Source organism: Yersinia sp. FDAARGOS_228, assembly GCF_002073315.2.
Classification (GTDB): Bacteria; Pseudomonadota; Gammaproteobacteria; order Enterobacterales; family Enterobacteriaceae; genus Yersinia; species Yersinia intermedia.
This window is the reverse complement of sequence record NZ_CP020409.2, coordinates 1,914,375-1,932,351: the sequence shown is the minus strand read 5'-3', so window position 1 is coordinate 1,932,351 and position 17,977 is coordinate 1,914,375. Positions and strand designations below refer to the sequence as shown.

Here is a 17,977-nt window from a genome sequence, read left to right as displayed (position 1 = left end):
CCATTAATTAAAACCATGTTGCCTTGCGACATCAGCAAACCAGTAGCCACTTTTCTTTAGTGCTCGCGTCTGGTCGGCGATATTCAACCGAACTAAACCATAGCGATTTTTGTATGCATTGAGCCAAGACCAGCAATCAATAAAAGTCCACAGATGATAGCCTTTACAGTTGCTACCCTCTTGTAACGCTTGATGTAACCACTTCAGATGCGCATGAATGAACTCGATGCGGTACTGGTCATCGACCATACCCGATGGCGTGATAAACTGCTCTTCACCTTCAACACCCATGCCATTCTCAGAGATATAACACGCAATATTGTCATAATTCTCTCTCAGGTTTTTCAGGATGTCATACAGCCCTTTTTCGTATATTTCCCAGCCACGATGCGGGTTGATTTTCCGCCCTGGCATCGCATAAAAACTGAATAAATCCTCCGGCGTTTTTACCTGCCCTTGAGGGGTTGGAATATCTTTTGCCTGAACACGTCTTGGCTGATAATAGTTAACCCCTAACAGATCGATTACACCAGCCGCAATGTGCTGGCAATCACCGGATTCAATCTGTGGCAATAAGTCGTGCTCTCGCAGCAACGTGATCAGTTCGCCAGGGTAAACACCTTTGGTAACGGGATCGAGGAAGCTACGGTTAAGCAGTAAATCGGCATGATTAGCCGCAATCTGGTCTGGTGCACTGTCAGAGCGAGGATAGGTCGGGGTAAGGTTCAAAATGATACCAATCTCACCGCCCTGCTTTAATTCTCGGTAGTTTTCCACGGCTTTGGCATGGGCCAATACGCTGTGATAAGCAACGGTGACCGCACGTTTAAAGTCAACCACCCCTGGGTAGTGCAGATCGTTCAGGTAGCCTGCTTCGACGGGCACAATTGGCTCATTAAAGGTAAACCAGTGTTTAACCCGATCACCAAACAACATAAAGCAGTTTTTAGCATAACGAGCGTAGGCATCCACAACAGTACGGCTTTCCCAGCCTCCTTGTTCTTGCATGCATAACGGCATATCAAAATGATAGAGATTGATGAAAGGGGTAATGCCATTCGCCAGTAGGCTATCGATCACCGCGTTATAAAATGTGACAGCTTTAGGGTTAAGTTCACCCTCACCATTTGGCATCAGCCGCGACCATGAAATCGATGTCCTGAATGTGTTATGCCCCAATTGCTTTAACAGCAAAATGTCTTGCTGATAGTTATCGTAAAAGGTGGAGGTGTTTTCAGGGCCAATTTGACCATGAAAACGTTCCGGTGCAATTTCGTACCAATAATCGAAGATGTTTTTGCTCTTGCCATCCCGCAACGACGCCCCTTCGGATTGGGTGGCCGAGGTGGCGCTACCCCACCAAAAATCATCAGGAAATTGATACTTCATTCCGGCCTCCAGCCTTATACGATAAACATATTTAACGCTTAGAATTTCAAGCTATCAGCAATCTCTTCTTCACTTTCAACCTGACGATCAATTTCGTTCTGCGCCTTATTGGCAATTATCACGAATGGCAGATACATCAGCGTGGCGATGCCTAAGTTGAACAAGCTTAATAACATTGCGGCAATGCTGCCGTTGGTATTGAAGAAGGCACCTAAGCCGACCGGCATGGTCCATGGCGCAATATTGGTGATTGGCGGAATAAGGCCGGTGTAATACGCCACTGAAGTGATGATGGCTAACACCGGTTGAACCAAGATGAACGGAATAAAGAACAACGGGTTCATTATGACCGGCAAACCAAATAGGATTGGTTCGTTTATCTGGAAAATACTCGCCGGTGCGCCCAATTTTGCTACCTGACGATAATCCTCACGGCGGGAAGCAATAAAGATGGCAATAACCAGTCCAAGTGTTGCGCCGGTGCCCCCCAGGAAAATATAAGAGTCAACAAACGGCTTAGCCCACATATGGAATTCTTTACCGGCAGCCAGTGCCGCAGCAACGGAACCATACTGGGTATAGGTTGCAACGTTCTCCAATGCAAATGGCATCATAATGCCACTTTCCAGTGCAGATAAAGCCATCGCACCGTGTATCCCGAAGAACCACAACAGCGAGGAACACATGACATATACCCACCCCACGACACTGCCCATCTTCGACAACGGCGCTGATATGGTATCCATAATGATCTGGTGGAAGTTGGTGCCATGCAATCCAAGGGCATAAGCAATCACGCCCATGATGGAAAGAATGATAAACCCAGGAATCAATGCCGAGAAAGAACGGGAAACTGACGTCGGCACACTGTCTGGCAGACGGATAACCCAGTTACGCCGCACAATAAAGGTAAATAGCTCTGCCACCACCAAACCGATGATGATACCGGAGATGATATTAGCACCACCTAGCCAATTGGCACCGACGGCATAGGCTTCGCCAACACTGTATGGCGTCACGGTCATAAAAGCAGCAATAGCTAGCAGGGCTGCTGCCAGAGGATCGACTCTCTTCTCTTCAGCCAACGCCATGCTGATAAAGAATGGCGTCATTAGCGACATAATGCCGAGGGTACCGTTATAAACGTTACCGCCTATCGCTTTAAAACCATTAAGTGTAGTGATGGTATCGGCATCTAACCTTACACCCATCGAGAAAAAGAATGACCCGTCACCAAAACTTAAGAAAACATTGTTAATCAGTACGAACATGGCACCCGTCAGGGTTAACGGCATCAGCCGAATAAACCCATTCTTGATAGCATTAATATGTTGCTGTCTGCCTATTTTAATAGCAAAAGGCAAGATGACCTTTTCCAGAGAATTAATAAATGCGCTCACAGTGCACCCCTTATTGTTTTGCTTTTTTTATTGCGGCTACGGCAGCTTTTAATACCCCCAGTCCGTCGACTTTGCCGTATAGGAGCGCGTCGATCACTTCAACTGGCTTATTGGGGAACATTTTTGCCACTTCAGGCAACATGTAAGCGATTTGCGGCCCTAACAAAATAACATCCGCTTGAGCGCCATGTTCTGCCGCCAGTGCCTCAGGGTAAGCATTGATAATCACGGGTACGTCATACTTCTCTGCTTGCACTTTCATTTTTGAAACCAGTAGTGAGGTAGACATACCGGCTGAGCAAAATAGATAAATTTTTTTCTTTTCCATACCCAACACCTTTTGATGTTCAAAAGACACACGTTAACTATATGCCAGTGCAATGGTGAATTCCCTTTATCTGTACTTTATCGTGCCCCTTGCCCAGCCCCATTGTTTCTGGTTGTCGGCAGTATATGGCGTTAACAGTTAAGACAGTAATTCAAGTACTCACATAATCGTCTCTGGTTGACTTTTCATATTGATGCCCTTCACATTTCTAAGCAAATGCAATGTGATGTTTATCGCAAAATGATGATTCTTTTTCTTGGCGAATTAAGTTTAATATACTTACATATCATTTAGTTAATTATTATTCACATATTAGTGACGGATATTTTTCACTAGCAATAGGCGCTAGTGGCTGGCAGCAGCATTAATTAGGGCACCTTATCGGTTTGCAGAATTGTTTGAACTTAACCTTTGCCACTTTTCCATTTGCTCAGCTTGTGAGCTTTTTTTGTGGAACGAAATCTGAATGCTGTCCTCCGCATAACGCTGACAATAGCAATGAGTCGCTGATTTTCCCTTAATACTCTAAAGTTAACAGGTGTTTGCATTTTAAAGGAGCGACTAATGACGATATTCAGAAATAGAACACTGAGCTATAGCTTGAGCGGCTTGTTATTTAGCGTATTTGTTTCGATGTCCGCCTTGGCCGCCCCGGTAGTGACCGTAACAGAATTACAAGGTGGGTTGGATCATCCATGGTCACTGGCATTTCTGCCTGATAATGGGGGGATTTTAATCACGGAGCGCTCTGGGCAGTTGCGTTTGTGGCAAGCAGGGAAACCCCTATCACCGCCTTTAAAAGGTGTGCCAGACGTCTATGCCAAGGGGCAAGGTGGCCTATTGGAGGTGGCGTTATCACCAACATTTCCTCAGGATCGCCGCGTATATCTAAGTTTTGCTGAAGCGGGGGACGAGGGGAAAGCGGGCACCGCTGTGGGTTATGGTCGTCTTAATCCCCAGGGGACAACCATTGAAAACTTTAAAGTATTCTTCCGCCAACAACCTAAATTATCTACCGGTAACCATTTTGGCGGTAAATTAGCTTTTGATAAGCAAGGCCATCTCTTTATTACTCTGGGCGAAAATAATCAGCGCCCCACGGCTCAAGACTTGAGCTTACATCAAGGTAAAATTGTTCGTCTGGCACTTGATGGTAAGGTGCCGAAAGATAATCCGTTTACCAATAAGCCTCCGGCAAAGCCGGAGATCTGGTCCTATGGTCATCGCAATCCACAGGGTCTGGCGCTTAACCCATGGACTGAAGTGATGTGGGCTAATGAGCATGGTCCTAAAGGCGGCGATGAAATCAATATCCCACAGGCCGGGAAAAACTACGGCTGGCCATTAGCCACTCATGGTGTTAACTATTCAGGTTTAGCCATTCCAGAAGCGAAAGGTACCCATGTTGAGGGCACCGAGCAACCGGCATATTACTGGGAGAAATCACCCGGTATCAGTGGCATGGCTTTCTATGACGCTGCCCGCTTCCCCACGTGGCAACATTCACTATTTATTGGCGCATTGGCACAGAAGGAGTTGATTCGCTTGCAGTTGGATGGCGACAAAGTGATTGCAGAGGAGCGTCTACTGGGTGATCGCGGTGAGCGTATCCGCGATGTCCGGGTCGGGCCAGATGGTTATGTCTATCTGCTAACAGATGAGAGTGACGGTAAGCTACTGAAGGTCGGGTTGGCGGCGGGCTCATCATCCGAATAAGGGGTTTGCCCATAAAAAAGCCGGAGAACATCTCCGGCTTATCGTGTTATCACGGGCTAGCGGTCAGAAGAAGCCTGCCATAAATTAAGCTGCCCATCGGCCACATGCTGATCAATCGCCCGTAACTCTTCAGCACTAAAACTCAGGTTAGCCAAGGCTGCACAGTTTTCCTCCAACTGCTCTGGGCGACTGGCACCGATCAATACCGAGGTCACACGATTATCTTTCAATAACCAGCTCAATGCCATTTGTGCCAATGATTGCCCACGTTGTTGAGCTAACGCATTCAGTGCCTTGATACTGCGCAGATTGGCGGCTGATAGCATATTCTCCTTCAGCGAACCGCCAGCTTCTTTTTTCATTCGAGAATCATCGGGAATGCCATTAAGGTATTTCCCCGTTAACAACCCTTGAGCCAACGGGGTAAAGGCAATACAACCTACCCCCTGTTGCTCCAATGTATCTAATAAATGAGTCTGCTCAACCCAACGATTCAAAATATTGTAGGAGGGCTGATGAATAAGCAGTGGAACCTTCCATTGCTGCAATAGCTCAACCATTTTGGCGGTGCGTTCAGAAGAATATGATGAAATCCCCACATACAGTGCCTTGCCACTTTGTACCGCCTGAGCCAGTGCCGAGGCGGTTTCTTCCATTGGCGTATTTTCATCTACACGGTGCGAATAGAAGATATCAACATAGTCCAGCCCCATACGCTGTAAGCTTTGATCCAGGCTGGCAAGCAGATATTTGCGCGAACTGCCCGCACCATACGGGCCAGGCCACATGTTATAACCTGCTTTGGTCGAGATTATCAGCTCATCACGGTAAGGCTTAAAATCGTCGTGCAGCAATTTACCAAAATTTTGCTCGGCTGAGCCAGGAGGTGGGCCATAGTTGTTGGCCAAATCGAAATGAGTAATCCCTAGGTCAAAAGCTTTGCGTAATAATGTACGCTGTGACTCTAATGTATTGTTAAAGCTAAAGTTATGCCACAGCCCAAGCGATAACGCCGGAAGCTGCAAGCCACTTTTTCCACAAAAACGATATTGCATTTGGTTATATCGGGAAGGATCTGCTTGGTAGGGCATGATAGCTCCTGTCTCTACTTATCTGATTTTGAAACGGCATTTCTATTTTAACGCTATCCTTTGTCCCCGCAAGTGATACCCCCCACGCAATCGGTATAAAGTTCTATCATTGGCAGCAATAGAAATATAGTTTCATTACGGAATAATCCATGTGACAAACCATATTCCATCCCGATTATCTTCTGCGCTAATTACCCGTTCATTTATATTTTCCCCTCTGATTAAACTCGAATAAAGCATAATACTTAAGGCTGATAATTCGTCATATTCGAAAGATCCCGTCATTTATTTGCACTACAATTACCCTTACTCTGACAAATTATTATTGAGGGCATTGTTATGACTGCAATCGATGTAATGTGGGTTGGATTTGGTGGCGGTCTCGGCTCACTTTTACGGTGGTGGATAGGGCTGAGGGTCGGCAAAATATACCAAGGTAATTTTCCTCTTGGTACTTTTCTGATTAATATTTCTGGTGCATTTGTTATTGGATATCTGAGTATTCTCTTTAGTGTTGACTGGCGTGATCGCTACGGTGATTTGATCAATGCTGCGGTACTCACCGGTATTCTTGGCGGTTATACCACCTTCAGCAGCATGCAATTAGATGCAGCAAAACTGGCCACCGCCGGTGGCAGGGCGATTGCTGCCGGATATCTGATGATTTCGGTATTAGTTGGTCTGGCGGCAGCGGCATTGGGTGCCTGGTTGGCTTATTAAGCGGAGAGGGATACTATGCCAAATCTTATTATTTTAGTCTTTGTTGGTGGCGCTTTTGGTGCCATGTGTCGCGAGTTTATTATGCTAGCAGTGCCGCGACTGGCCGACGGTTTCCCAATGGATATTTTTGTCGCCAACATTATCGCAGCATTTTTATTAGGGCTAACTACCTCTTTCTTTAAAAAAGATAAAATTAATCAATATGTGCATTTGATGGTCGCTACCGGGATCATGGGTGGCCTTTCAACTTTTTCCAGTTTTGTCTTTGGTGCGGTAGAAATGATGAAAAACCCTGGCGGGATTTTAGTCTCAATCTGTTATTTGGTCGCCAGCCTCATCGTAGGCTTTATCGCTGTTGAATTAGGTTTGATGATTGGCCCTAAAGAAAAACCGAAAGACCCACCAGCAACGGCTGAATAAATATCCGTTAACGGCTAAAAATAAAACACCCTCAGTGTGAGGGTGTTTTTATCTACTACTGTAGATTAAGCTCATCAGATCAATCTAACTTCTGACAGTGACCAAAGAACATGTCTGTAATAAGATCGTTATTGATGGGATCGCCATTCAGGGTTCTAACCAATAGTTCGCTGCCGAGCAGGGGCAATGAGAACACCATATCGGGGTTGACCCGTTTAACTTTTTTCATATTCTGACTTTCATTTACCAATGCCAGCGTTTTAGTCGACTCACCTGCGATTTCTTTAGCGGCTAAAATGGTAAAGGTATTATCAGCATCACTGTTACATAAGGCGATAATATATTTTGCTTTAGCTGCTCCCGCCAATTGCAATGTTGCAACCGCTGATGGATCGCCCTCGATAATATCTGCATCGGAAGGAAATTCATGTTGACTACCGGCAGCGATAACGACAGTAACCTCATCACCCCGGTCACGTAGACCGTTATAGACATTCGCAGCCAGGGAGTTGGTACCGACAATAATAAAATGATTTTTACGTTCCACGTGAGAAATCCTGCCTTTAACTATTCGTTTGATATTATTACTGATCATCGGCCCGGCAATGGAAGAAATTGAAGCAGCAAAGACGGTTATACCGGAAAGAATCACCGTAAGAGTAAACATCCGCGCCAGCGTGGTATGGGGGATAATATCCCCAAAGCCCACAGTCGACATGCAAACGATCGCGAAATAGAAAGCTGTAGGTAAATCGGTCACGGCCGGAGCAAACTCATCGCCCATATAGAGTGTACCGAGCATGCTATAGACGATCAATGAAGCAATACTGACGACCGCAAAGAATGTGCCACTACCAAGGCTATGGTAATCAAAATCGCGCCAATAAAAAATCAAGGCAACAATAATCACAATGGAATAAGTCGTCAGTGTATTATGATCTTTCAGAATAAAGAGATTGATAGCCACAATAGTAACCAGCAACAACACAGTGAAGAACCATGCAATACGGGTTCCCATCGACAGTGCTATTGCCATCAATATCAGTACCAGACCGATCATAAATCGCGGAATTTCAAATAATTCAAGAAAACTTAATGCCTCCTTCCAAGTATTGAAATTATTGATAGCGTCGGTTGAATGAGATATCGCCCGCAAAAGTACTGGGCTTAAGACCAGATACCCATTAATTGCCACCAGTATAGCAAGGCAAAAAGGTATCGAAACTTTAGACTTAATTTCCTGTAATATTTTCATCAATAGCGTGACTAAAATTGTTATAGGTGAATTAAGTATAGATAAAAAAACGGGAAAATTCATGGTTATTTTAAAATATTTTTAATGAAAATCAAATGATAAGTTTTATGAATAGTGAGCTATTTGCCCTGATTTATAGTTATCCAATATTAGCAGGGAGTGAAATTAGATTAAAACCCAGTGGCAGCATTCACTATTGCGAGGCAGTAGATTATGACTATTAGATATAAAGTTCATTTTACACAATGTAAAGTTACCCATACTAAATAACGAAGAAATTAATCAGTTTGATTATTGGCATTAATGCTACTTATGCACGATAATACAGCCGTACTCAGGGTGACGATATCGACTAAGATGTCATAACCGATTGATGTATATCATCCTTGGTTTAACCTTGTGAATATTAAATAATATTTGACAAATAAATAAGGAAATAAGCATGTCCTACAAATCACTTCGTAATATTGCATTGACTGGTTTATTGCTTTCCGCTGCCGCGACAACCTTTGCAGCTACACCTACAACCGCTAAAGCAACGGGCACTACCCCGAGTGATATGACCTGCAAAGAATTCCTCGATCTGAATCCTAAGTCATTTACTCCGGTTGTTTATTGGGTATTAAATGATGACACTCAATATAAGAAAGGTGATTATGTTGATCTGCAAGAAACGGATACTATCGTGACACCTAAAGTAGTTGAAGTGTGTAAAAAAGCACCTGAAAGTAAACTTTCTGAAATCAAGAAAGATATCATGAGTTTCGCAAAAAAACACAACATGTAGCCAATATATAGTGCTAATAAGTAAGACACTCACTAATTAACAATGTTTAATGAGTGTCTTCTATTTTTCAAAGCACTAGCGACTTATACTTAATTTATCATAACCGCGCACATAATAATTTACTGCCGAAACTATCCAGCATAATATAAACATTCCAATTATCCAGTAACCTATCTCGCCTAAATTTTCACTAATATTATTAATCGGCGTCCAGATCCCTCCGGTTAGATTCATTTTATCTGCAATTAATCCCAGAGCCTCAATTCCGCCGATAAAGAAAGCAATAATAACCGAAGCTGCCGTGATAGTGATGTTGTAGTACAATTTCCGTACTGGCTTAGAGAAGGCCCAACCATAAGCCCCGATCATGACAAAATTATCAAGTGAGTCGATCAATGCCATCCCGGCGGCAAATAAAATTGGGAATACCATAATGGACCACAAATTCATGCCATGAGTGGCACTGGCGGCGGAAATCCCCAAAACCCCCACTTCTGTCGCAGTATCAAAACCTAAACCAAATAAGAAACCCACCGGATACATGTGCCAACTTTTATTGACCATATTAAATACACGTCTGAACATTCGGGCTAACAAACCACCATTGTTCACAACCAAGAGATCCAGCTCTTCTTCTTGATAGACATGGCCTGCTTTGACCTGTTTGAACTTTTTATATACCGAGATCAGAATGGTTAGATTAAGAAAAGCGAATAGCAGTAAGAATATCGATGACACCAGCGTACCAATCAACCCACCGGTTTCATGAAACCACGCCATATCATCTTTAAACGCCATAGCCGTCGCGGCAATAGCCAACGAGGCTAATACCACAATGGTAGAATGGCCGAGCGAGAAAAAAGTCCCGACGGCAATCGGTGTTTTACCTTGTTGCATAAGTTTGCGGGTGACATTATCAATAGCCGCAATATGATCCGCGTCAACCGCATGTCGCAGGCCAAAACTGTATGCCAAAAAAGCCATCCCCATTAGTATTGCATTATCATTAAATTCGCTAAATGCCCAAATCCAAGCCAATCCATTGACTACCAGCAAACCAATAAGCAGGTAGATAGCACGAAGTTTGGTTTGCTGATTGCCAAATGCCACTCTTTTTTCTGTCACTGTCGTCATGCTCGCACTCCAGATTATTTTCAGCCGTACAGCGATAAAATGTTCAGAGCAGAATAGCTATTGTCGATGTGCCGGCATCACATCTTTATTCGGAACCAAGAACAGCCATGAAGCTAAAACAAACGGCATGGTCAGTGTTGGAATACCAATCGGTAACAATAAGGTATTCAGCGCACCTTGAACCAACACGGTAAAAATAACCCCCACAATGGTGTAAGCCAGAACACGCCAACTGGGTTTATTAAAGGTCGAACCCAGTGCTATCGCGGTCAAGACAGCGCTGAAAGCATAAAGCCCAGCGTTGATATCGTGGGGATTAGCATTCAGGAAAGCAGCAGTGAGGATAGCTAATATCGCCCCCAAAACAGCAAAAACAGCCGCCCACAAGGATTCCACCGCCAATCCGATAACAAATAGAATCCCCCCAACCAGACTACTAAATAGGAATACCTGGGAAATACCGTTAAACATGCTGACAAAAGCATTACCGCCACCAAAGAGACTACTGGATTCTAATATTAATTGATGTGGCAAAGCCGGTGCTGGTAATCCGTTACTGTGCAAACCGCTAAAGGCGTAACTCGCCAGCAAAATGATCCAAGTGGTGAACACGAAAGGTGCGGTCAATGCAGCGACTTTCCAGGTTTTTAAAATATCGGCAATACACACAGTGGCGATTACCGACACAATACTGCCCAGCACGATGCAAGCCCATAGCACAGGAGTAACCATTAAAAATGTCGGGAGAGCCGCGCCAACCAGGCACCCGTTATAGCCATATAACCCTGCACGCCATGATTTACGGTCGCGCATGGTTAAACCGGTAAGGGTGGCAACCGCCGTACCTAAGACACAGCCATAGGCGACGGCCGGATTACCTTCACCATAGGCACCGACAAATATTGCGATAAAAAAGAATAATCCAGTGAGTGGGTTATTCTGGAACATTACCTGAGCACAGCCACGCAGAGTTGTATCAATAAATTCAATAAAAACATTCGAAGCGGCCAGTTGTGTCCAGCCAGATTGGTTGTCTGTTTTTGCATTCATTATCTTTACCCTTCTTACTTGAAGCTGCAGCGGTGTTAGCTGCTCTCACGCACCCGAATCACTTACTGATGTAAGCTCATCGGGATTCATTCGTTTGCTGCCTTGCTGCAACTCCAATTAATTTGGGTAATACCCTTCTAGCTTGAAGCTGCAACGGTGTTAGCTGCTCTCACGCACCCGAATCACTTACTGATGTAAGCTCATCGGGATTCATTCGTTTGCTGCCTTGCTGCAACTCCAATTAATTTGGGTAATACCCTTCTAGCTTGAAGCTGCAACGGTGTTAGCTGCTCTCGTTACTCGGCCCATCCTTGGGCCTCGCATTTACAATACCGGGCTACCCAACCTGAGTATTAGCGCCACAAGAACTGTTCCGGCAGCGTGATTCCGAGAATCTCCTCACGAGCGATCTTCCAGAACTGGCGAATCTCCGCCTTCACTCCGCCGCTATCGATACCCAGAGCTTTAAACACTAAACCACAGTCATTGGGTAAGCGTGTTGCCCCACTGGCAATACCGCCTTTAATATCAAAGCGGGCGGCCACCCGTGCCAAAATGCGGTCATGATGCTCTTTCGGGGTTAATAAAATCACGTTGCCGAAAGCATCAAATGTTTGCATCACACCAACAGCATCAAGGCTCTCTGACTTCGGTTCCAAAACATATTTCTCAACAAACAACTCTTTCCCAGATAAATCATGAGCCGCCACTTTCGACGAATACACATCAAAGCCGAACCGTTCTTCAGCATGATGATACTTGCGCCCAGACATCAGTATTTCTGAATAAATTGCCGTTGCCGTCGGATGAAGATTAATAGTGGTATCAGTAATAAAACGTGAATTACGGTGTGGGATCAGCGGGTCCGGCATAAACTCCAGATATCCCCCCTCTTCCACGGTAAAATTCTGTATCTGCGAGGCGTAGTTCGCATTCATCATATGAACTTTGGTTGCTGACTGAGTGGTAACATGGGCGCAAGCTCCAGCCTCCACAATCACATCAGTGGCCAGCCTGTCCCCTTGTAAAATACACCCCGAGGTAGAAATCATGGTGACACAAGGTAACTCAGGCATTTCCTCATCCCAGTACAGCGCCTTTTGCACCATCGACGGCACCCGTCTTTCCATTTCGGCCAAAATACTGCGATGTTCACGTTTGGCAAATCTCAGTTTGAGGTAGCCACTTTTCCCTACGGCCCCGCTACGCATCTGCGCCGGTTCATCCTGATATTTCGCTAATTCCGGCGCGTTAACACCTAGTGCGTGAGCGCGAACCCGTGAAGGTGTCTCCACGATATTCTGGCTCTGCGATGTCATGCATTTGCTCCTTCAGGCTGTACGTGAGTAAACAGAAAATCACGCATAATCATATCTACCAACTCTTCAATCCCCTGCCCGGTTTTGCAGTTAGTCAGAATATAAGGGCGCGTGCCACGAACCACTTTGGTATCACTCTCCATTACATCTAAACTGGCACCGACGTAGGGGGCGAGGTCAATCTTATTGATGACCAGTATGTCTGCCTGAACCAGGCCGGGGCCATTTTTGCGCGGAATTTTTTCCCCTTCAGCCACATCAATTACATAGATATAGAAGTCAGCCAGGGCCGGGCTGAAAGTCAGTGTCAGGTTGTCCCCCCCACTTTCAATCATAATCAGGTCACTGTCAGGGAAACGCTCTTCCATCTCTTCTACTGCGGCAATATTCATACTTGGGTCTTCACGCACCGCAGTATGCGGGCAGGCACCGGTTTCAACCCCAAGGATCTTCTCTTCATCCAAAATGCCTTTCAGGGTACGTTTCACCTGCTTGGCATCTTCTGTCGTTACAATGTCATTGGTAATAATCAGTGGCTTAATGCCCCGTTTAATCAGAATCGGGGTGATCACTTCAATGATGGCGGTTTTACCTGAACCTACCGGGCCACCAATACCAATGCGGGTAATCTTTTTGCGTTTATCGGTTGAATGGCTATTCACGGGGTAATCCTCTTAATTTTGATCTGGCTTTAGCTCTTCACTCGGTTAACACAAAACCAAGCACTCAGAATACTGTTTATTAATCAGCTAATTACTAAATAATCTAACGTGTGCTTTCACATGCACCGCTGCCAATACATCCACAATTGGCACATAAGAAGACATCTGATCGATATCGCCTATTTCGGCAATATCACAGAACGTTTCAATATCATGGTTCAACTCAAACAAGATGCGTTGCGTGTCGAAATGGGTCACGCGCATCAAACGCATAGCCGCACTTAATATCGTCATCGCCACACCGTATTGATGCATAACAACCACTTCCCGCTGCTTTATCCCTTGTGCAGCCATAACCACCGCCTGAGTCGCCGGATAAGTGCCTGCGGTATTGCCACTTTTTATCTGCCCCAACCACCAACTGATCAGCGGGTGCTCCACCACATGGATAGACATCTCCGCCAATTTTTTCCCCATCCGGGTTGCCATCAAGCGGCTCTCTTCATTTAACTTACGGTTATGCACTGCCCAGTCAGCACGGATGATGCCATCACGATCATCTGCCATCACGGCACGATGGGCCGCGACAACCCCCATACCATCACAGCTCGCCGCCTGCTTTAACGCAGTCAGGACAAAGCCTTTTAATGTGGGCACATCATGAACCACGCCGGTTTGAATCGCTGATTCCACACCATTGGAAAACGTAAAGGCCCCGACCGGCAGTACGGAATCACCAAATTGCATAATGCGAATCAGATCTGATGCATTCATTGCGGTGCCTCCCTGCCTGAATCAGTGTTTATGGTCGCTATCATGATCACCATGACTGTGGTCGTGATCGTGGCTATGACCATCACCATGAGAGTGAATACTGTGAATATGTAAGCCAGAGCCATGGGGTTCATCCAGAGGGCTGGCGACATGAACATGGGTATCAGTGTCTTCAGCGCCACCAAACAGCAACCGGGCTTCAGAGTTGGTCAGCAGCGGCAGAATCTCCGCCCCTTTAACAAAACGGAAAGGTAAATGCTGGAAGCCGTGGGTTCGCATGACCGAATCCATCATGGTGGTAGCAACTGTCAGCGGTACGTACACCTCATTATTTTTAGTCACCGCCTTCCAATGCTGATTACCCAATGCGTGGCCCAGTTCAAAGCAGGTTTTAATCAACTCATCCGCTGAACGGTTTTTCAGTTCACTCAAATCAATCACCATCACATCGCGCAGATGGATCTGCACCACTACGGCTACATTGCTTTCTTCATCCCATGTCAGCACATCACCATCAGCAAGTACTACATGTCTGTCGAGAGAAATACCGAGATCCAGCCCTTGCAGGGTAGATTTACGGCAGCGGCTTTTTTGCGCTTCCCGTTGGTCCAAAACCAACAGATCAACAGTGGCATTTTTAAGTTTCGCCTGCCAAACCGGATCTTTTTTCACATTGCCAAGAATGTGCTCTATCAAAATCATGTTGTTGACTCCTTGCCTGTATTTTTTAGCAAAAACCAGTTGCCCACAGTAATGAAGTCCCTTTCTGTATTATTCATCCAAATGCGCCTCCTCCTTGGCGCTAAATGATACTCACTGTGGGCAAGCTGAAGGCTGAAATAACGGGGTATCCCCCATTAAGCCAACGCCTTGCTAACCAAAGAAATAGCGCTGGTTCATTGATGCTGTTTCGATAGGTTCACAGGTGGCATGTACGCCATCCACTTTCACCGCAAAGGTTTCAGGATCCACTTCAATATTAGGGGTTTGGTCATTACGCACCAGATCATGTTTAGAAATGGTACGACAGTTTTTAACCGCCATAACTTGACGATCCAGCCCCGCTTTCTCTTTCACGCCATCGTCGAGAGCGGCTTGAGAAACAAAGGTGACGCAAGTGTCTTGCAAGGTTTTGCCCATCGCACCAAACATTGGGCGATAGAACACCGGTTGTGGCGTTGGTAGTGATGCGTTCGGGTCACCCATCGCCGCCCAGTTGATCATGCCGCCTTTGATAACCATTTTAGGTTTAGCCCCGAAGAAGCGCGGATCCCACAGTACCAAGTCAGCCATTTTGCCCACTTCAACTGAGCCAATAACATGGCTGACACCCTGTGCAATTGCGGGGTTAATGGTGATTTTTGCCACATAGCGTAGTACACGGAAGTTATCGTTATTCGGCGCATCTTCTGGTAATTTCCCGCGTGATGCTTTCATCGCGTTAGCGGTTTGCATTACACGTAGCCAGTTTTCCCCGACGCGCCCCATAGCTTGCGAGTCGCTGGAGAACATGGAGATGACCCCCATATCGTGCAGGACGTTTTCTGCCGCGATGGTTTCCGGGCGCACACGGCTTTCAGCAAACGAGACGTCAGCCGGCACATTTGGATTGAGGTTATGGCATACCATGATCATGTCGAATAGCTCAGCCTGACTGTTGACACCGTATGGCAGAGTTGGGTTGGTTGAGCTTGGCAACACGTTAGGTTGACTGGCCACGCGGATAATATCGGGGGCATGCCCCCCACCCGCCCCTTCGGTATGGAAGGTGTGAATAGTGCGGCCTTCGAATGCATCAATGGTATCTTCCACATAGCCACATTCGTTCAAACTGTCGGTATGCACGGAAACCTGAATATCCATCTCATCTGCCATGCGCAATGAGTGGCGCAGGGCATTGGCGGTCGCCCCCCAGTCTTCATGGACTTTATAGCCAACCACACCGGCAATGGCTTGTTCCAGCAAAGGGCCACGCCCGTAGGAGTTGCCTTTACCCAGAATACCCACGTTGACAGGCAGACCTTCAATAGAGCGCAACATCTGGCGAATATTCCATGGCCCCGGTGTCACGGTGGTTCCGTTGGTACCATCGGTTGGGCCAATCCCACCACCAAAGAAAGTCGCTACACCGTTGGACAGCGCATGATACGCCTGCTGTGGGGAGATCAAATGAATATGGCTATCAATACCAGCGGCGGTTAGGATCAAATGCTCACCGGAAATGGCATCAGTGCTAACACCGACTACCATGCCTGGCGTCACCCCATCCATCACACCGGGGTTACCACTCTTACCGATACCGGCAATTTTGCCATCGCGAATACCGACGTCAGCCTTAATTACCCCTAAACGGGCATCAACAATGGTGACGTTGGTTATCACTAAATCCAGCACACCATTATCGCGGGTCAGATGGTTATTCGCCCCCATCCCGTCACGCAATGACTTGCCACCACCGTAAACGGACTCTTCACCATATCCACGCAGGTCTTTTTCGATTTCGATAAACAGATTGGTATCACCCAAACGGATTTTATCGCCAGTCGTTGGGCCAAATAGACCCGCGTATTCTTGCCGAGAAATTTGAGGCATCTGTCGCTCCTTTCTTTTTCCGGTACGTGTAACGGTTTATACCCTTCATCGTGCAAATTGCAGGGGTGTCGCAACTCTTGTTAACCCGAATCACTTACCGGTGTAAACTCATCGTGACTCTCTGGTTTACCGCCGCCCTACAGCTTGAAATCTATTGGGTATCGCTGATTACACGTATGTGAATTTCTATATTAGATAAGGTGTCATTTAGACGATTTGAAACCACGTTCAGCCGCACGACGGATAGCTTCTAGCTTATCCGGGCGTTCGCTATCAGGCACCACACCCTCACCAGTCCAACCATCCACCAGGTTGTTAAAGCCATACAGTGTCTGCTTGCCACCGAAAGGGATCAGCGGAACTTCGGTTTCATCACCGGGTTCAAAACGAATTGCGGTTGTTGATGAGATATTGAGTCTCTTGCCATAAGCCGCAGCACGGTCAAACTCCAGTGCACGGTTAACTTCGAAGAAGTGAAAATGCGACCCCACTTGAATGGGTCGGTCACCGGTATTACGCACTTTAACTTTAGTTACCGGCTTATTTTCATTAAAGGTAATCGGTGTATCGGCTAAAATGCAGCCACCGAGAGGGGTATTCTGTTCTGCATTATTTTTAGTGCTTTTCTTTGCGCTCATGCTTTAATCCTCTGCAATATTCAGTTCAGGTTTTACTCGCATGTTGCCATCATTTATTTAATAGGATCGTGCACCGTGACCAATCGGCTACCGTCAGTAAAAATTGCCTCAACCTGAACATTCGGAATCAGATCAGCTACCCCGTCCATCACATCATCTTTAGTGAGAACTTTGCTGGCTTCTTTCATAACATCTTCTACCGATTTGCCATCTCTGGCCCCTTCCATTGCTGTCACTGTAATGATAGAAACGGCTTCGGGATAATTGAGTTTCAAGCCACGCGCTTTGCGTTTGAACGCCACATCAGACAGCGTGTAGATCATGAGTTTTTCAACTTCTCTTGGGGTGAGCTGCATAAGCCCTCCTGTATCAGGTTAAGAAAGTGAAAGTAAGAAAAAACCGACTCGTGCTATAACTGCTAACTTGCCTGGTCAGTAAAGGGTTATCCCTTGTTATTACTGAAAAATAAGATTTCGATGCTGGTTAATTAGCATATTTCAGAATTTAAGCGCAGCCTCCTTCCTATCTTGTTAGGCCCTTCATTTGAGTTCTGATTTTGCATTTAATTACCATCAATCTGCTGCCCGATATTTTTGCTGCGACTTAAAATAGCAAAAGAACGACTCCCCCCCCGTTACATAACAAGACATTACAATCGAGTATGATGGTGTTATCCAGCCTGGTTGATTTGTATGATGAATT

General features: G+C 45.9%; 18 protein-coding genes. 4 read left to right on the top strand and 14 right to left on the bottom strand.

Annotated elements, in window-relative coordinates; genetic code table 11:
• Window positions 1-3: 3 nt before the first annotated feature.
• From A6J67_RS08845 to A6J67_RS08835, 3 genes are read right to left on the bottom strand one after another with little or no spacing between them, the layout of a single operon-like run.
• Entirely contained in the window at window positions 4-1,389 is a 1,386-nt protein-coding gene (locus A6J67_RS08845; protein ID WP_050296795.1) for a glycoside hydrolase family 1 protein, read from the bottom strand.
• 38 nt (window positions 1,390-1,427) lie between these two features.
• A complete protein-coding gene (gene chbC / locus A6J67_RS08840) occupies window positions 1,428-2,789 on the bottom strand; it encodes a PTS N,N'-diacetylchitobiose transporter subunit IIC (protein ID WP_005188787.1) in 1,362 nt (453 codons plus the stop codon).
• A gap of 10 nt (window positions 2,790-2,799) precedes the next feature.
• A complete protein-coding gene (locus A6J67_RS08835; RefSeq protein WP_032907013.1) occupies window positions 2,800-3,117 on the bottom strand; it encodes a PTS sugar transporter subunit IIB in 318 nt (105 codons plus the stop codon).
• A 564-nt stretch (window positions 3,118-3,681) separates the two neighbouring features.
• Between A6J67_RS08835 and A6J67_RS08830 the strand changes: the two genes are divergently transcribed.
• Complete coding sequence (locus A6J67_RS08830) at window positions 3,682-4,833, top strand: PQQ-dependent sugar dehydrogenase (protein ID WP_050074256.1); 1,152 nt, start codon at window positions 3,682-3,684, stop codon at window positions 4,831-4,833.
• A 56-nt stretch (window positions 4,834-4,889) separates the two neighbouring features.
• Here the strand turns inward: A6J67_RS08830 and mgrA are convergent, their stop codons facing one another.
• Window positions 4,890-5,924 (bottom strand): L-glyceraldehyde 3-phosphate reductase, encoded by a 1,035-nt coding sequence (mgrA, locus tag A6J67_RS08825; protein WP_050084651.1) that lies wholly within the window; start codon window positions 5,922-5,924, stop codon window positions 4,890-4,892.
• Window positions 5,925-6,263: 339 nt separating this feature from the next.
• Here mgrA and A6J67_RS08820 point away from each other — a divergent pair, with 339 nt between their 5' ends.
• Window positions 6,264-6,644 carry a fluoride efflux transporter FluC gene (locus tag A6J67_RS08820; protein ID WP_032907016.1) on the top strand — a complete coding sequence of 127 codons (381 nt, stop codon included), beginning with the start codon at window positions 6,264-6,266 and terminating at the stop codon, window positions 6,642-6,644.
• 15 nt (window positions 6,645-6,659) lie between these two features.
• Window positions 6,660-7,064 carry a fluoride efflux transporter CrcB gene (gene crcB / locus A6J67_RS08815; RefSeq protein WP_005188803.1) on the top strand — a complete coding sequence of 135 codons (405 nt, stop codon included), beginning with the start codon at window positions 6,660-6,662 and terminating at the stop codon, window positions 7,062-7,064.
• Between the two features lie 79 nt (window positions 7,065-7,143).
• Here crcB and kch read toward each other — a convergent pair whose 3' ends face one another.
• Entirely contained in the window at window positions 7,144-8,319 is a 1,176-nt protein-coding gene (kch, locus tag A6J67_RS08810; RefSeq protein WP_005188807.1) for a voltage-gated potassium channel protein, read from the bottom strand.
• A gap of 442 nt (window positions 8,320-8,761) precedes the next feature.
• Here kch and hdeB point away from each other — a divergent pair, with 442 nt between their 5' ends.
• Window positions 8,762-9,106, top strand: coding sequence for an acid-activated periplasmic chaperone HdeB (gene hdeB, locus A6J67_RS08805; RefSeq protein ID WP_050074254.1), 345 nt, complete (start codon window positions 8,762-8,764; stop codon window positions 9,104-9,106).
• A 75-nt stretch (window positions 9,107-9,181) separates the two neighbouring features.
• Here the strand turns inward: hdeB and A6J67_RS08800 are convergent, their stop codons facing one another.
• The 9 genes from A6J67_RS08800 to A6J67_RS08760 all read right to left on the bottom strand — a co-directional run bounded on the left by A6J67_RS08800 (window position 9,182) and on the right by A6J67_RS08760 (window position 17,631).
• Entirely contained in the window at window positions 9,182-10,240 is a 1,059-nt protein-coding gene (locus A6J67_RS08800; RefSeq protein ID WP_005188818.1) for a HoxN/HupN/NixA family nickel/cobalt transporter, read from the bottom strand.
• A gap of 57 nt (window positions 10,241-10,297) precedes the next feature.
• Window positions 10,298-11,290: an urea transporter gene (gene yut / locus A6J67_RS08795; RefSeq protein WP_005188821.1), complete on the bottom strand. Its 993-nt coding sequence runs from the start codon at window positions 11,288-11,290 to the stop codon at window positions 10,298-10,300.
• Window positions 11,291-11,643: 353 nt separating this feature from the next.
• A complete protein-coding gene (locus tag A6J67_RS08790; protein ID WP_032907018.1) occupies window positions 11,644-12,609 on the bottom strand; it encodes an urease accessory protein UreD in 966 nt (321 codons plus the stop codon).
• A complete protein-coding gene (gene ureG, locus A6J67_RS08785) occupies window positions 12,606-13,271 on the bottom strand; it encodes an urease accessory protein UreG (RefSeq protein ID WP_005188826.1) in 666 nt (221 codons plus the stop codon). Before ureG ends, A6J67_RS08790 begins: the two co-directional genes overlap by 4 nt.
• An 87-nt stretch (window positions 13,272-13,358) precedes the next feature.
• Window positions 13,359-14,045 carry an urease accessory protein UreF gene (locus A6J67_RS08780; RefSeq protein WP_005188829.1) on the bottom strand — a complete coding sequence of 229 codons (687 nt, stop codon included), beginning with the start codon at window positions 14,043-14,045 and terminating at the stop codon, window positions 13,359-13,361.
• Window positions 14,046-14,066: 21 nt separating this feature from the next.
• Window positions 14,067-14,747 (bottom strand): urease accessory protein UreE, encoded by a 681-nt coding sequence (gene ureE, locus A6J67_RS08775; protein WP_050084642.1) that lies wholly within the window; start codon window positions 14,745-14,747, stop codon window positions 14,067-14,069.
• Window positions 14,748-14,918: 171 nt separating this feature from the next.
• Window positions 14,919-16,637 carry an urease subunit alpha gene (locus A6J67_RS08770; protein ID WP_005188833.1) on the bottom strand — a complete coding sequence of 573 codons (1,719 nt, stop codon included), beginning with the start codon at window positions 16,635-16,637 and terminating at the stop codon, window positions 14,919-14,921.
• Window positions 16,638-16,840: 203 nt separating this feature from the next.
• Entirely contained in the window at window positions 16,841-17,275 is a 435-nt protein-coding gene (locus A6J67_RS08765; protein WP_005188835.1) for an urease subunit beta, read from the bottom strand.
• Between the two features lie 53 nt (window positions 17,276-17,328).
• Window positions 17,329-17,631: an urease subunit gamma gene (locus A6J67_RS08760; protein WP_002215288.1), complete on the bottom strand. Its 303-nt coding sequence runs from the start codon at window positions 17,629-17,631 to the stop codon at window positions 17,329-17,331.
• Window positions 17,632-17,977: the final 346 nt, after the last annotated feature.